This is a genomic window from Actinacidiphila rubida (genome assembly GCF_900110255.1).
Classification (GTDB): domain Bacteria; phylum Actinomycetota; class Actinomycetes; order Streptomycetales; family Streptomycetaceae; genus Actinacidiphila; species Actinacidiphila rubida.
In genome coordinates this window covers 1-14,967 of the sequence record NZ_FODD01000040.1, presented here as the reverse complement: position 1 = coordinate 14,967, position 14,967 = coordinate 1, and the positions used below count along the sequence as shown (strand labels likewise).

Genomic DNA, 14,967 nt, shown 5'->3' with positions numbered 1-14,967 from the left:
GCGGTGGGACACGAGGTCCCACCGCCCTTTCGCGTTCCGCGCATCGGCGCCCGGGACATCCGGGACGCGGAGGGAACGCGCGGATCAGTACGCGCCGAGCACCGCGCGCGGATCACGCACGCCGCTCAACACCCCGATCAGTACGCGGAGTACACGTTGTCGATGGTGCCGTACACGTGGTACGCGTAGTTGCACGCCGCGGTGATGTTCGCGACCGGGTCGTAGATGTCCCACGAAGTGCCGTCGACGTGGTACGTGTTGAACGTCGGGTTGATCACCTGGAGCAGGCCCTTGGACGGAATTCCGGCCGCGGCGTTGGAGTCCCACAGGTTGATCGCGTTCGGGTTGCCGCTCGACTCGCGGATGATGTTGCGGTAGATGCCGTTGTAGGTGCCCGGGATGTTGTGGGCGGCCATGACGTCCAGCGAGTGGCGGATCCAGCCGTCGAGGTCGTTGGTGTAGGTCTTCACCGCGGCCGGGGTGGCCTTGGCGGCGACCGGCACGGCCTTGAGGGTGGCGCGCTGCATGGAGCGGTTGGCGGCGGCCTTCTCGGCGGCCCGCTTGACCGCGGCCGCCTGCGCGGCCTTCTTGGCGGCGGCGTCGGCGGAAGCCTTCCTGGCGGCCGCGTCAGCGGCCTTCTTCTTGGCCAGGGCGTCGGCGGCGGCCTTCTTGGCGGCGGCGTCGGCAGCGGACTTCTTGGCCGCGGCGGCCTGGTCGGCGATCGCCTTCTGCGACGCGGAGTCGGTCTTCGCGTCCGGGGCGGCGTCGGTCTTCTTGACCTCGGCACCGGTGGAGACCTTGTAGCCGGTCGGATCACCGGCGGCGGAAGCAGAGCCCCCGCCGGTCGCCTGGAGACCGGTGACTGCCAGAACGACGGCGGTCGCGGCGGCGGCACCGGCCGCCGTGATCTTGTGCTTCTTGGACAGTCGGCCGATCTTCGGGATCGTGGGGAGCTGCATCTCGGGTTACCTCTTCCGGTTGGGACCCGAGAATCTTTAGGTGGTCGTAAAACTGAGGTCAATGACGATTCCTACGATTCGAATTCGTAGATGGACCCGGAATCGGCACCTGATTTCCGGCGGTGCGCCCGCAAGGGCCGTACCCGCTATTCCACTAAGCCGCTTAGTATGTGACCCACGTCCTATAGGTGACGTCACATGCCGGCACCCCCGGCGTCGCGCATGGTGACGGCGGGGGTGCCATAGGTGACGCTCAATCAGGAGCGTCTGAGAATAGGATAATAGGCGAAAACGGGCATTCAGGGCACAATGCCCGAAACGGCTTCCTCCTCACGGGAGCAGCAGGTTGACGTCCCCGAACTCGTGCCACAGGTAGCGTGCCCGCAGCGCCTCGGCGTAGACCCGCTCCAGCAGGGCGTCACCGGAGATCGCCCGCAGCATCAGCAGGTGCGAGGCCTCAGGCTCGTGGAGCCCCGTCAGCAGGCCGTCCACGACCCCGACGCCCCGCTCCGGGGTGACCACCAGCTCCGTCCAGCCACGGGCCGCACGGACCACGCCCCGAGCGTCGGCAGCCGACTCCAGGGCCCGCACGGCCGTCGTCCCCACCGCCACCACCCGGCCGCCGGCCGCGCGGGCCGCGTTCACCTGCCAGGCCGTGCTGGCCGGCACGGCGAAGGGCTCCGCGTACGGCGGCTCGTGCGCCTCGGCCGACGCCACACCGGTGTGCAGCACGATCGGCGCGACCTGCACGCCCCGGCTCACCAGCTCCGTGACCAGCGGCGCGGTGAAGGGCCGTCCCGCGCTCGGCATCTCCGCCGACCCGGCGCCGCCGGCCGGCCCGGTCGCGAACACCGTCTGGTACGCCGACAGCGGCTGGTCGCGCTCGGTGTAGGAGTAGCGGATGGGCCGGCCGTGCCGGTGCAGGTACCGCTCCACGGCGGGCACCGACGGCTCGGCGACCCACAAGCGGTCGCCCGACGCGTCCAGCGCCGCCACCAGCCGCAGCTCCGCGCCGCCGCGCAGCCGCACCACACCCCCGGCCGGGCCGCCGGCCCGGCGCTCGGTGGACCCCCGGCCGTCGGGGCTGCGCACCTCCACCACCCACCGGCCGTCGTCACGGCGGGTGGAGAAGTGCACCACGACGTCCTCGCCCGGCAGCCGGCCGTCCACCGCGGCCGGCAGGGTCCGTGAGGTGTTCACCACGAGCACGTCCCCGGCCCGCAGCAGCCGCGGCAGCTCCCGGAAGCCGTGGTGCGTCACCGCACCGCCCTCCCGGCGGCCCACCAGCAGCCGCACCGCGTCGCGCCGCGGCGCCGGCACCCGCGCCAGCAGCTCGGACGGCACCCGCAGACCGGCCAGACCCGCCGCGTCCACCCGGTCCGCCTCCGCGTCGCACGTCTCGCAGGTGATCACCGCGGTCATCGCGCCTCCACCAGGCCGGGGGCCGCGTACCGGCCGCTCGCGGCCCTGCCGTCCAGCAGCCGCAGGAAGGCCGGCACGACCTCCTCCGGCAGCGGGCGCGCCCCGAAGTCCGGGTCGTCGGGAACGGCCGCCGCGTACAGGCCGGTCCGCAGATCGCCCGGGTCGACCCACCACACCCGCACGTCCGGCTCCTCCTCGGCCAGGACCGCCGACAGCTGCTCCAGGGCCGCCTTGCTGGCGCCGTACCCTCCCCACGTGGGGTACGCCTCCACCGCCGCGTCCGAGCTGACGTTGAGCACCGCGCCGCCGGCCGACCGCAGCGCCGGCAGCACCGCGCGCACCAGCGCCAGCGGCGCCACCACATTGGTCTCGAGCGCCGCCCGCAGCCCCTCCACGGGCAGCTCGGCGAGCGGCACCAGCGGCTCCGCGCCCAGCGCGCTCGCGTTGTTCACCAGCAGGTCCACCCCGCCGAGCGCCTCGGCCGCCGCCACGAGCTCCGCGCGGTGCGCGGCGTCCGTGACGTCCCCCGACCGCGCCTCGACCCGTACCGGCGGGGGAGCGCCCCGCTCGATCTCCGCGGCCGCCGCGCCGAGCACGTCCGCGTCCCGCCCGTCCAGCACGAGGTCCCAGCCGCGGTCCGCGAGCGCGGCGGCCAGCGCCCGCCCCAGCCCCCGCGACGCCCCCGTGATGATCGCCACCGGCATACCACCCTCACCAGCCTCCGTGTCAGGGCCTGACGGCCCGGTCCGGCACCAGCGCCGGACCACCTGGCTTCACCGTAGGAACGCGGCGGCGGCCTCCGCCTCGGCCGCCCGCACCAGGCACCCCGGGCACTTGGGACTAGGCCCCTGACTAGGACCGACGGACCAGGACGGTCCGTCCGGCGGCGCATACGCGCTGTCACCCGCCGCGGGTACGGTGGGGGCATGTCCCCCCGGACGCCGCGAGGCGGCATCGAAGCGGTCAGCGCCGCGGTCCTGGCGATGAACCGCAGGCTGGAGGTGCGCGAGGTCCTGCAGACCATCGTCGCCTCCGCCCGCGAGCTGCTCGGCGCCGAGTACGCCGCGCTCGGGGTGCCCGACGACCACGGCGGCTTCGCGCAGTTCGTGGTCGACGGCGTCACCGACGCGCAGTGGAAGGCCATCGGCCCGCTGCCCCGGCAGCACGGCGTGCTCGCCGCGATGCTCCACGAGGGCACCCCGCAGCGCCTGTCGGACGTCCGCGAGTTCGACAGCTTCGCCGGCTGGCCGCGCGCCCACCCGGTGATGAAGGACTTCATCGGCATGCCGATCGCCGACGGCGAGGAGATCCTGGGCGCCGTCTTCCTGGCCAACAAGCAGTGCCCGCGGCAGCCCGGCGGCGGCTGCGGCTTCACCCAGGACGACGAGGACCTGCTGCGGATCCTCGCCGACCACGCCGCCATCGCCCTCACCAACGCGCGCCTGCACGAGCGCAGCCGCGAGCTGACGCTGGCGGGGGAGCGGGCCCGCATCGCGCACGAACTCCACGACGCCGTCTCCCAGAAGCTGTTCTCGCTGCGGCTCACCGCGCAGGCCGCGGCCGCCCTGGTCGACGGCCAGCCCGGCCGGGCCAAGGAGGAGATCCGGCAGGTCGCCGCGCTCGCCGCGGAGGCCGCCGACGAGTTGCGCGCCGTCGTGGTGGAGTTGCGGCCCGCCGCCCTCGACGAGGACGGCCTCGTCGCCACCCTGCGCACCCAGGCCGAGGTCCTGGACCGGGTGCACTCCGCCGGCGTCAGCTTCCACGCCGTCCAGGTGCGGGCGCTGCCCGCCGCCCAGGAGGAGGCGCTGCTGCGGGTCGCGCAGGAAGCCCTGCACAACGCGCTGCGGCACGCCGGCGCCGGCACCGTCAGCGTCACCCTCGAAGGGCGCGGCAAGGGCGTGCGGCTGCGGATCAGCGACGACGGGCGGGGGTTCGACCCCCACGCGGTGCGGCAGGCCGGCCGGCACCTGGGCCTGGTGTCCATGCGCGACCGGGCCGACGGCGTCGGCGGCCGGCTGGCTGTGGAATCGGAGCCCGGCAAGGGCACCGTCATCGAGATGGAGGTGCCCGGTGGCTGACAGCGTCATCCGCGTCCTGCTGGTCGACGACCACCAGGTCGTACGGCGCGGCCTGCGCACGTTCCTGGAGGTCCAGGGCGACATCGAGGTCGTCGGCGAGGCGGCCGACGGCGCGGAGGGCGTCGCCCGCGCGCAGGAGCTGCGGCCCGACGTGATCCTCATGGACGTCAAGATGCCGGGCACCGACGGCATCGCGGCGCTCCAGTTGCTGCGCGACGCGCAGAACCCGGCGCGGGTGCTCATAGTGACGAGCTTCACCGAGCAGCGCACCGTCGTACCGGCGCTGCGGGCCGGCGCGGCCGGATACGTCTACAAGGACGTCGACCCGGTGGCGCTCGCCGACGCGATCCGCTCGGTGCACGCCGGGCACGTCCTCCTCCAGCCCGAGGTGGCCGGTGCGTTGCTCGCGCAGGACCACGGCACGTCCGGTACCGGACGCGCCACCACGCTGACGGACCGCGAACGCGAGGTGCTCGGCCTCATCGCGGACGGCCGGTCCAACCGCGAGATCGCGCGGGCCCTGGTGCTGTCCGAGAAGACGGTGAAGACGCACGTCTCCAACATCCTCATGAAGCTCGACCTGGCGGACCGCACCCAGGCGGCGCTCTGGGCCGTCCGCAACGGCATCGGCGGCTAGGGGGTCCGTCGTCCGGATCTCCGCGGCGCCTCCCTCCCTCGCCTTGCAGCCGCACGCACCGCACACCCCAGGGGGCCGGCCCACCCGGCCTACGGGCGGCGGCGGTCGATCTCCTCGACGTACGCGTTGTACGCGGCGACCTGGGCGCGGCGGGCCGTCCGCTCGACGGGGCGCAGCAGTTCCGCGCGGGCCGCGATCTGCGACGCGGAGATCGCGGCCCCGTGCCCGTCCGCCGCGATGTCCACGAGCGCGGCCACCCGCTGGGCCAGTTCCAGGACCCGTACCGCGCGCGGCGGATAGCCGGGCGCGAGGACCTCGCGCCCCCGCTCGGCCCGCGCCCGGTACGCCTCCAGCGCGGCCTGCGCGGACGGCCCCGCGCCGGCGACGTCCAGCCGCGCCAGCGCGTCCGTCGCGTCCCGCAGTGCCTCCGCCAGTTCCCGCTCGGCCTCGCCCAGCGAGGGCACGTCGGCCGGCGGCGCGTCCCGCACGACCTGGCACTGCCACTCGACCTCGACGTGCAGGTCGCCGGCCGGCCCGGCCTCGTGCACCTCGGGGACGAGCCCCAGGGACAGCGCCCCGACGGTGATCACCGCCTGCCCGGCGGCCAGCGCCAGCGCGTTGAACTCCGGCGGTCCGCTGAGCCCCAGCGGATGGCCCGCGACGGGCAGCGCGAGCCGCAGGCCCGTCACACCCATCGCCCGCAGCCGGCCCAGTCCGAGCGTCAGGCCCACGGGGGTGTGCTCGCCCGGCAGTTCGGCGATCCGGTGGATCGCGTCCTCCGCGGTGATCCGCTCCGCGACGTCATCCGGTGCGGCAAGTCCGGCAAGGAGGGCATTTCCCCATGCGGTCAGCCGCCCGGAGCGAGGTTCATCAAGCATGCCCCCAGCCTATGGACTGGACCCGGTGCGCGGTGGCGTAAGTTTTCCCCGGGGGTTCCTTCTGGCCCGTGCCGACGTGGGCACACCGGACTGCCGAGACTGCAATGGGAGACAACGCGCTCATGAGCGATGTACTGGAGCTGGTGGACGTATCCGTGGTCCGCGACGGACGGGCTCTGGTGGACCAGGTCTCGTGGTCGGTGGCCGAGGGCGAGCGCTGGGTGATCCTGGGCCCCAACGGAGCCGGCAAGACCACCCTGCTCAACGTCGCGTCCAGCTACCTCTTCCCGACCACTGGCACCGTCCAGATCCTCGGCGACAAGCTCGGCGGCGTCGACGTCTTCGAGCTGCGGCCCCGGATCGGCATGGCCGGCGCCGCCATGGCGGAGAAGATGCCCCGCAGCCAGACCGTGCTGGAGACCGTCCTCACCGCCGCCTACGGCATGACCGCCACCTGGCACGAGGGCTACGAGAAGGTCGACGAGGACCGGGCCCGCGCGTTCCTCGACCGGCTCGGGATGAACGACTTCCTCGACCGCAAGTTCGGCACCCTGTCCGAGGGCGAGCGCAAGCGCACCCTGATCGCCCGCGCGATGATGGTCGACCCCGAGATGCTGCTGCTCGACGAGCCCGCCGCCGGACTCGACCTCGGCGGCCGCGAGGACCTGGTCCGCCGCCTCGGCCGGCTGGCCCGCGACCCGATCGCCCCCTCCATGATCATGGTCACCCACCACGTCGAGGAGATCGCGCCCGGCTTCACCCACGTGCTGATGATCCGCCAGGGCAAGGTGGTGGCCGCCGGCCCGATCGAGGACGAGCTGACCTCGCGCAACCTGTCGGTCTGCTTCGGCCTGCCGCTCGTCGTCGAGCGCCGCGGCGACCGCTGGACGGCCGCGGGCCTGCCCCTGAGCTAGGACCTTCTGTGGGGATCTCCGCGGCGTCGCGGTGTCCCCGCTCACCGCCCCCTTCCCCGGAGGTCTTCCGGGACGTTTCCCCGCACATGCCCGAGATCACCGCGAAGGCCATGCCGTGCCCGGATCCGGTCATGAGCTGGCCGGTTCACATGTCCCGCACGACAAGAACCTGCCCTGCCAAGGGCGTTGGCGCCTACGATTGACCACGTGGACGCATGGGTGTGGTGGCTGATAGCCGCGGTGGGACTGGGCATCCCGCTGGTGATCACGGCAATGCCCGAATTCGGCATGTTCGCGGTGGGCGCGGTGGCCGGTGCGGCCGCCGCGGGACTCGGCGGCGGCATCGTGGCCCAGGTGATCGTGTTCGTCGCGGTGTCCGTGGCGCTCCTGGTGTTCGTCCGGCCGCTGGCCTACCGCAACCGCCAGCGCCCCGAGCAGCGCAGCGGCATCGACGCCCTCAAGGGCAAGCGGGCCGTGGTGCTGGAGCGGGTCGACGCCGGCGCGGGCGGCCGGATCAAACTCGGCGGCGAGGTCTGGTCGGCCAGGGCTCTGGACACCGGCCGGGTCTTCGACCCCGGGGATCACGTGGACGTGGTGGAGATCGACGGCGCGACCGCCGTCGTCATGTAGCAGGCCTCGAACCGGCGGACAACAGGCCGCGGGGCGAGGGGAATTCGCCGATCCCCGCCCGGAGCGCGCCGGCTGTCTGCGACAATTGATCATGTCGTCGTACGTGACACATCCGGCTCAACCGGCGCGGGAGCGGCCATGCAGCCCATCATCATCGTCCTCATCATCCTGGTGGTGCTCGTCTTCATCGCGCTGATCAAGACGGTGCAGGTGATCCCGCAGGCCAGCGCGGCGATCGTGGAGCGCTTCGGCCGCTACACCCGCACCCTCAGCGCCGGGCTGAACATCGTCGTCCCGTTCATCGACACCATCCGCAACCGGATCGACCTGCGCGAGCAGGTGGTCCCGTTCCCGCCGCAGCCGGTGATCACCCAGGACAACCTGGTGGTCAACATCGACACCGTCATCTACTACCAGGTCACCGACGCCCGCGCCGCGACGTACGAGGTCGCCAGCTACATCCAGGCGATCGAGCAGCTGACCGTCACCACGCTGCGCAACATCATCGGCGGCATGGACCTGGAGCGGACCCTCACCTCCCGCGAGGAGATCAACGCGGCGCTGCGCGGCGTCCTCGACGAGGCGACCGGCAAGTGGGGCATCCGCGTCAACCGCGTCGAACTCAAGGCCATCGAACCGCCCACCTCCATCCAGGACTCCATGGAGAAGCAGATGCGCGCCGACCGCGACAAGCGCGCCGCGATCCTCACCGCCGAGGGCATCAGGCAGTCCCAGATCCTCACCGCGGAAGGCGAGAAGCAGTCCTCGATCCTCCGCGCCGAAGGTGACGCCAAGGCCGCGGCCCTGCGCGCCGAGGGCGAGGCGCAGGCCATCCGCACGGTCTTCGAGTCCATCCACGCGGGCGACCCGGACCAGAAGCTCCTCGCCTACCAGTACCTGCAGATGCTGCCGAAGATCGCCGAGGGCGACGCCAACAAGCTCTGGATCATCCCCAGCGAGCTCAACGACGCGCTCAAGGGCCTCGGCGGCATGATGAACATCCCCGGCGTGTCCAACGGCGGCAACGGCGGCAACGGCGGCTCGAACCCGTCCGCGATGCCCGCCCCTCGCCGCGAGTCGCCCCGCTTCGACAAGGACTGATCCCGCAGCGACCCCGCCGCACGTCCGCCGCAACCCCGCCGGCCCCGGCGGGAATCCGGCCGCCGCCTTCGACAAGCGGTCCGCACGGCTGGCATGATCACCGCGCACCCCTCGACCTCCATGGCGGGGAGGCTGCACAGCGATCACGGAGAGCCCTATGTCCCCAGCAGAAGCAGTGGCGGTCCTCGCGGCCGGCGTCGGTGCGGGCACGATCAACACCATCGTCGGGTCGGGAACGCTGATCACCTTCCCCGTCCTGCTCGCGGTCGGTCTGCCCCCGGTCACCGCCAACGTCTCCAACGCCCTCGGGCTGGTGCCCGGTTCGGTGGCCGGAGCCATCGGCTACCGCAAGGAACTCACCGGCCAGCGCGACCGGCTGCTGCGCCTGGGCACCGTGTGCCTGATCGGCGGCGCCGGCGGCGCCATGCTGCTCGTCACGCTGCCGTCCAAGGCGTTCGACGCGATCGTGCCGGTACTCATCGGCCTCGCGCTCGTCCTCGTCGTCCTGCAGCCGCGCCTCGCCCGCTTCGTCCAGGCCCGCAGGGACGCGGCCGGCAGCAGCGCCCCCACCGACGGCGGCCCCGTCCTGCTCCTCGGGATGCTCGTCGCCAGCGCCTACGGCGGCTACTTCGGCGCCGCCCAGGGCGTCCTCTACCTGTCCCTGATGGGCCTGCTGCTCGACGAACCGCTGCAGCGCGTCAACGGCCTCAAGAACGTCCTGGCCGCGATAGTCAACGGCATCGCCGCCGTCTTCTTCGTCATCGTCGCCCACATGGACTGGGCGGCCGTCGGGCTGATCGCGGCCGGCGCCACCCTCGGCGGAATGGTCGGCGCCCGCATCGGACGCCGCCTGCCGCCCACCGCCCTGCGCGGCCTCATCGTCGTCGTCGGCCTCGCCGCGATCGTGCAACTGGCCCTGAAATGACCGGTGGGCGGAGCGCCGTGCGCTCCACCCACCCGTTCTGCCCGCGCGGTCCCGCACGCCCGCGGCGCCGGGCCGCCGTCAGGCCGGGAGCGCCAGCCACTCCGGCAGGCGCTCCCGCTCCCGCACACCCAGCGCCAGCAGCAGCGCGTCCCCCGGCGTCGGCTCGAACGGCCGGACCAGCAGCGTCATCCCCGCCTGCTCCGGCGTACGGTCCGCCTTGCGCTGGTTGTCCTCCGCGCACGCCGCCACCGTGTTCAGCCAGGTGTCGCCACCCCCGCGCGACTTCGGCTGCACGTGGTCGACGGTCGTCGCCCGCCGCCCGCAGTACGCGCAGCGGTGCCGGTCACGCACCAGCACACCCCGCCGCGACCACGGCGCCCGTTGTCGGAACGGCACCCGCACGAACCGGCAGAGCCGGATCACCTGCGGCACCGGGACCTCGACGTCGGCCGCGCGGATGCGCAGCCCGGGATGCGCCTGCTCGACGACCGCCTTGTCCTGCATGACCAGGACGACGGCACGCCGCAGCGACACCGTCGACAGCGGCTCGAAACTCGCATTCAGCACCAGCGTGTCGCGCATCCCTGCCCACCTCCCGGACCCCGTCGCCCCCCAACGGGCGAAGTGGGTCCACTGTGCCCGGGGGCCGATCCGTGGACAACGCAATTTCCCCACGACAGACGGCAGGTGAGCGGGACACGGCATTCCGGAAAAGCTCCGGGGAAGTTCCGGGAATGACGATCAAGGACCGGTCGCACACCCGGCGGCGAATGCCGGGCAACCGGTGAGACGCCGATCGAAACGGCGAGGCGGGTAAAGAAAAGGCGATCATCCGAAGCAAGCGACCGCACCGTGGACGACCGCACCGTGAACGACCACGCCGAAGGTCCACGCCGAACGTCCACGCCGAACGGCGAACCTCCCCGGACCAGCGCCACCGCGCGGACCACGGAGAACGCCCGCGCCCCGGATCCCGCCCCCCGTGAGACGGGCACCCGGAGCGCGTCAGCCGGCGCGGACGCCCGGTGACGGACCCAGGCTCCGGCAGACGGCCGGGGCACGACAGACCACACCCCCGGCCGCTCGGGCACGAGAGGATCCGCCGCGCGACGCACCGCCGCCCCCGCAGCAGCGGTGCCGGCCACCCGGAACACGAGCCGCCCGGGCACATGGTCCGGGTGGCCGCCGCGTCACCGGGCCACGCACCACTGTGCGCGGCCCGGCACCGCTCCGCAAACGATTAACCACGCAGCGGAACGGGCGGAGTCAGGCGCCCTCGGGATTCTCGTACTCGCCGATCAGCTGCGCCCTGGCCAGCGTGTGGAAGCGCAGGTTGAAGCCCACCACGGCCGGCGAGGCGTCCGCGTCCGGACCCAGCTTCTCCTGGTCCACCGCGTACACCGTGAACACGTACCGGTGCGGGCCGTCGCCGGGCGGCGGCGCCGCCCCGCCGAAGTCCCGCGTGCCGTAGTCGTTCCGCGCCTGCACCGCGCCCGCCGGCAGCCCCGCGAAATCACCGGTGCCCGCACCGCGCGGCAGCTCCGTCACCGACGCAGGAACGTCGAACAGCACCCAGTGCCAGAAACCGCTGCCGGTCGGCGCGTCCGGGTCGTAGCAGGTGACGGCGAAGCTCTTCGTCCCCGCCGGGAAGCCCTCCCAGCGCAGCTGTGGCGACGTGTTGCCCGCCGCAAACACCTGGTCGTCCTTGAGCGTCGCCCCCGCCGACACGTCGTCGCTGACCACCGTGAACGCCGGGACCGGCGGGTGGAAATCGTGGGGGAGCGGCCGCCGCGCTTGCTCGGTCACCTCGGCACCTCCTGATCGTCCGGATCGTCCTGACCGCGAGTCACCTCGCCGCCAGAGCCTTCGCACGCGAGCCTAGAACCCTAGAACCAGTTCCGCTTACCGCCCACCTCGGCGAGCCACCCGTGCAGGTACGCCGCCCAGTCCGTCTGCTCCACCGCGTGCATCCCCATCGTGAACGAGCGGTGGGTGTCACTCCCCGTGCTGAACAGGCCCGGCTTCTTGTCCATCTCCAGCACGACGTCCATCGCGTCGGCGTCCGCCACGAACGTCAGCTCCACCTCGCTCAGCCCGCGGTACTGGCTCGGCACCCGGAACTCGATCTCCTGGTAGAACGGCAGCCGCTGCCGCGTGTGGTGCAGCCGCCCCTTCTCCAGATCCGCGCCCTTGAACGCGAACCCCAGCTGCCCGAACGCGTCCAGCAGGGCCTGCTGCGCCGGCAGCGGGTGGACGTTCACCGGATCGAGGTCGCCCTTGTCGACCGCCCGGGCGATCTGCAGCTCCGTGCTCACCCCCACGTTCATCCCGGTCAGATGACGGCCGAGGAACATCGTCACCGGCGTCTCCCACGGGATCTCCAGCGCGAACGGCACGCTGTGCACCGCCTCCGGCAGCAGCACGAACTCCCCGCCGATCTGCTCCCGGTGGAACTCGATGTTCTGGTGGTGCTCCGTCTCGTTGCCCTGCGCGTCCCTGCGCTCCACCTCGACCCGCGCCTGGAGGCCCACCGACAGTCCCTGGATCCGCTGCTCGACCGAGCCGCCCTGCACGCGCACCTCGCCGTGGACCACACCGCCCGGCACCACGTCCGCCTGCGCCAGCTCGGTCTCCACCGACGCCCCGCCCGCCCCCAGGCTCGCCAGCAGCTTCTTGAACCCCATGCCCGCACCTCTCGGTTTGCCTCTTCTTTGCACAGATCTTGGCGAACTCTACGAACGCCGAGGACGCCCCGGCGGTTCCACTACGCTCGATCCCCGTGATCACCGCACCCGACCGGACACCGCTGCCCCGGTCCTTCTTCGACCGGCCCGTCCTGGAGATCGCCCCCGACCTGCTCGGCCGCACGCTGGTCCGGGTCACCGACGACGGACCGATCGACCTGCGACTCACCGAGGTCGAGGCCTACGACGGCCCCAACGACCCGGGCTCCCACGCCTACCGCGGACGCACCGACCGCAACGCCGTGATGTTCGGCCCGCCCGGACACACCTACGTCTACTTCACCTATGGCATGTGGCACTGCTTGAACCTGGTCTGCGGACCCGAGGGACAGCCCAGCGGAGTGCTGCTGCGCGCCGGCGAGATCACCGCGGGCACCGCGCTGGCCCGCGCCCACCGGCCCACCTCCCGCAAGCCCAGCGACCTGGCCCAGGGCCCCGCCCGCCTCGCCACCGCGCTGAGCGTCGACCGCACCCTCAACGGGGCCGACGCCTGCTCCGACGGCAACGGCCCGTTCCGCATCCTCGCCGGCTCCCCGCCCGCCCCCGGCGCCGTCCGTACCGGCCCGCGCACCGGCGTCGGCGGCGAGGGCGCCGGCCACCCATGGCGCTACTGGATCGACGGCGACCCCACCGTCAGCCCCTACCGGGCCCACACCCCGCGCAAGCGGTCCTGACCGCGGCCGCGCGACCGGTGCGGGAAACGATTGCGGCCACCTCGGCCGCACCGCGTACCCTCGGACTCACCGCGTCCACGCCTCTCCGGAGACCGTGGACGCCCCGACAGACCACCGACGGCATCGCGCCGACCCAAGGAGACACGGACACCGTGACGGACATCGTCGACGAGCTGCGGTGGCGGGGCGTACTGGCCCAGACCACCGACGAGGAAGCCCTGCGCAAGGCGCTCGCGGACGGTCCCCTCACCCTCTATTGCGGCTTCGACCCGACCGCGCAGAGCCTCCACGTCGGCCACCTCACCCAGATCCTCGCGCTGCGGCGCTTCCAGCTCGCCGGCCACCGGCCGATCGCCCTCGTCGGCGGCGCCACCGGTCTCATCGGCGACCCGAAGCCCAGCGCCGAGCGGGTGCTGAACGACGTCGAGACCGTGCAGTCCTGGGTCACCGCCCTGCGCGGGCAGCTCGCCGCGTTCCTGGACTTCGACACCCCGGGACCCACCCAGGCGGTCATGGCCAACAACTACGAGTGGACCGAGGGCCTGTCCGCGCTCGCACTGCTGCGCGACTACGGCAAGCACTTCAGCGTCAACCAGATGCTGGCCCGGGAGACGGTGAAGTCCCGCCTCGACGGCGAGGGCATGAGCTACACCGAGTTCAGCTACGTGATCCTCCAGTCGCTGGACTTCCTGGAGCTCTACCGCGCCTACGGCTGCACGCTGCAGATCGGCGGCAGCGACCAGTGGGGCAACATCACCGCGGGTCTGGACCTGATCCGGCGCATCGCCGGCAACCAGCCGCACGGCTCCGCCCACGCCCTCACCCAGAACCTGCTCACAAAGGCCGACGGCACCAAGTTCGGCAAGACCGAGGGCGGCGCGGTCTGGCTCGACCCCGAGCTGACCACGCCCTACGCCTTCTACCAGTTCTGGCTGAACGCCGACGACCGCGACGTGGCGCGCTACCTGAGGACCTTCAGCTTCAGGACGCGTGAGGAGATCGAGGAGCTGGAGCGGGCGACCGAGGAGCGGCCGCAGGCCCGCGCCGCCCAGCGCGCCCTGGCGGAGGAGCTGACCACGCTGGTCCACGGCGCCGACCAGTGCGCGGCGGTCATCGCCGCGTCCAGGGCACTTTTCGGCCAGGGGGAGCTCGCCGACCTCGACGAGCGCACGCTGGCCGCCGCCCTGAGTGAGCTGCCCCGGGCACAGGTCACGGAACTCGCGCCGGTCGCCGACCTGTTGGCGGCCGTCGAGCTGGTCCCCAGCAAGTCCGCCGCCCGCCGCACCATCAAGGAGGGCGGCGCCTACGTCAACAACGCCAAGGTGGAGAGCGAGGACGCGGTGCCGACCGCGGCCGATCTGATCCACGGCCGCTGGCTGGTCCTGCGGCGCGGCAAGCGCAACCTCGGCGCGGTCGAACTGACCGCCGGCTGACCGCGATCCGGCCGCTCCCGGCCGGACACGGCTGAAAATCCACGTTTGAGCGGCGGCTGAGCTTGACTCGGCCGCCGCTCCTGCGTAACGTAGTCCGAGCCGCTGAAACGGTGGGACGGGTTCACCCGACACTCACCTCACGAGCGGCCACCCACTACCTACGTCTTCCCGATCACCGGGACGGAATTCGGCATGCCGAAATCCACAACGGTGAAGCCGATTATGACTCGGCAGGGAAATCCGGTACGGTGGGAACACAACGAAGGGAAAGCCCGGAGGGGCCCGAAAGGGAACCGAAGGAAGCGTCCGTTCCTTGAGAACTCAACAGCGTGCCAAAAGTCAACGCCAGATATGTTGATACCCCGTCCCTCACGGTTCGCCGTGGTGGATGTGGTTCCTTTGAAAAGTCCTTCCTGTAGCGGGAAGGCAAGACACAGCGAGGACGCTGTGGGCGGTCGGATTATTCCTCCGATCGTCCCGCTCTTTCGTGTGTTGCCGGGATAGCCCGGAAGCATTCACGGAGAGTTTGATCCTGGCTCAGGACGAACGCTGGCGGCGTGCTTAACACATGC

The 14,967-nt window shown here is 72.1% G+C and carries 15 protein-coding genes; 8 read left to right on the top strand and 7 right to left on the bottom strand.

What is annotated here, in order from left to right:
* Positions 1–137: 137 nt before the first annotated feature.
* The 3 genes from BMW99_RS31070 to BMW99_RS31060 form a co-directional block, all read right to left on the bottom strand.
* A complete protein-coding gene (locus BMW99_RS31070) occupies positions 138–959 on the bottom strand; it encodes a transglycosylase SLT domain-containing protein (protein WP_069467086.1) in 822 nt (273 codons plus the stop codon).
* A 330-nt stretch (positions 960–1,289) separates the two neighbouring features.
* Complete coding sequence (locus BMW99_RS31065; RefSeq protein WP_177226124.1) at positions 1,290–2,381, bottom strand: S-adenosylmethionine:tRNA ribosyltransferase-isomerase; 1,092 nt, start codon at positions 2,379–2,381, stop codon at positions 1,290–1,292.
* Positions 2,378–3,085, bottom strand: coding sequence for an SDR family NAD(P)-dependent oxidoreductase (locus BMW99_RS31060; RefSeq protein WP_075017990.1), 708 nt, complete (start codon positions 3,083–3,085; stop codon positions 2,378–2,380). Before BMW99_RS31060 ends, BMW99_RS31065 begins: the two co-directional genes overlap by 4 nt.
* Positions 3,086–3,307: 222 nt before the next feature.
* Here BMW99_RS31060 and BMW99_RS31055 point away from each other — a divergent pair, with 222 nt between their 5' ends.
* Positions 3,308–4,459, top strand: coding sequence for a GAF domain-containing sensor histidine kinase (locus BMW99_RS31055; RefSeq protein WP_075017989.1), 1,152 nt, complete (start codon positions 3,308–3,310; stop codon positions 4,457–4,459).
* On the top strand, positions 4,452–5,096 hold the full coding sequence (locus tag BMW99_RS31050; RefSeq protein ID WP_069465829.1) for a response regulator: 645 nt from the start codon (positions 4,452–4,454) through the stop codon (positions 5,094–5,096). The genes BMW99_RS31055 and BMW99_RS31050 overlap by 8 nt, the downstream gene beginning before the upstream one ends.
* Positions 5,097–5,185: 89 nt before the next feature.
* Here the strand turns inward: BMW99_RS31050 and BMW99_RS31045 are convergent, their stop codons facing one another.
* The gene (locus tag BMW99_RS31045; RefSeq protein WP_069465828.1) at positions 5,186–5,974 is read right to left on the bottom strand and encodes a hypothetical protein; all 789 of its coding nucleotides are present in this window, start codon (positions 5,972–5,974) and stop codon (positions 5,186–5,188) included.
* Positions 5,975–6,096: 122 nt separating this feature from the next.
* Between BMW99_RS31045 and BMW99_RS31040 the strand changes: the two genes are divergently transcribed.
* The 4 genes from BMW99_RS31040 (at position 6,097) to BMW99_RS31025 (ending at position 9,544) form a co-directional block, all read left to right on the top strand.
* Complete coding sequence (locus BMW99_RS31040) at positions 6,097–6,888, top strand: ABC transporter ATP-binding protein (protein ID WP_069465831.1); 792 nt, start codon at positions 6,097–6,099, stop codon at positions 6,886–6,888.
* 198 nt (positions 6,889–7,086) lie between these two features.
* Entirely contained in the window at positions 7,087–7,518 is a 432-nt protein-coding gene (locus tag BMW99_RS31035; protein ID WP_075018013.1) for an NfeD family protein, read from the top strand.
* A gap of 138 nt (positions 7,519–7,656) precedes the next feature.
* Positions 7,657–8,619, top strand: a complete 963-nt coding sequence (locus BMW99_RS31030) for an SPFH domain-containing protein (RefSeq protein WP_069466584.1) — start codon at positions 7,657–7,659, stop codon at positions 8,617–8,619.
* A gap of 157 nt (positions 8,620–8,776) precedes the next feature.
* Positions 8,777–9,544, top strand: a complete 768-nt coding sequence (locus BMW99_RS31025) for a sulfite exporter TauE/SafE family protein (protein ID WP_069466585.1) — start codon at positions 8,777–8,779, stop codon at positions 9,542–9,544.
* 78 nt (positions 9,545–9,622) lie between these two features.
* On the opposite strand, the gene BMW99_RS31020 is transcribed toward BMW99_RS31025, so the two are convergent.
* The 3 genes from BMW99_RS31020 to BMW99_RS31010 all read right to left on the bottom strand — a co-directional run bounded on the left by BMW99_RS31020 (position 9,623) and on the right by BMW99_RS31010 (position 12,228).
* Positions 9,623–10,126, bottom strand: coding sequence for an HNH endonuclease (locus BMW99_RS31020; protein WP_069466586.1), 504 nt, complete (start codon positions 10,124–10,126; stop codon positions 9,623–9,625).
* A gap of 684 nt (positions 10,127–10,810) precedes the next feature.
* Complete coding sequence (locus BMW99_RS31015; RefSeq protein ID WP_069466587.1) at positions 10,811–11,350, bottom strand: YbhB/YbcL family Raf kinase inhibitor-like protein; 540 nt, start codon at positions 11,348–11,350, stop codon at positions 10,811–10,813.
* A gap of 80 nt (positions 11,351–11,430) precedes the next feature.
* Positions 11,431–12,228: a sporulation protein gene (locus BMW99_RS31010; RefSeq protein WP_069466588.1), complete on the bottom strand. Its 798-nt coding sequence runs from the start codon at positions 12,226–12,228 to the stop codon at positions 11,431–11,433.
* Between the two features lie 95 nt (positions 12,229–12,323).
* Between BMW99_RS31010 and BMW99_RS31005 the strand changes: the two genes are divergently transcribed.
* Both BMW99_RS31005 and tyrS read left to right on the top strand, forming a co-directional pair.
* Complete coding sequence (locus tag BMW99_RS31005) at positions 12,324–12,962, top strand: DNA-3-methyladenine glycosylase (RefSeq protein ID WP_075017988.1); 639 nt, start codon at positions 12,324–12,326, stop codon at positions 12,960–12,962.
* A 152-nt stretch (positions 12,963–13,114) separates the two neighbouring features.
* Positions 13,115–14,395: a tyrosine--tRNA ligase gene (gene tyrS / locus BMW99_RS31000; RefSeq protein WP_069461862.1), complete on the top strand. Its 1,281-nt coding sequence runs from the start codon at positions 13,115–13,117 to the stop codon at positions 14,393–14,395.
* Positions 14,396–14,967: the final 572 nt, after the last annotated feature.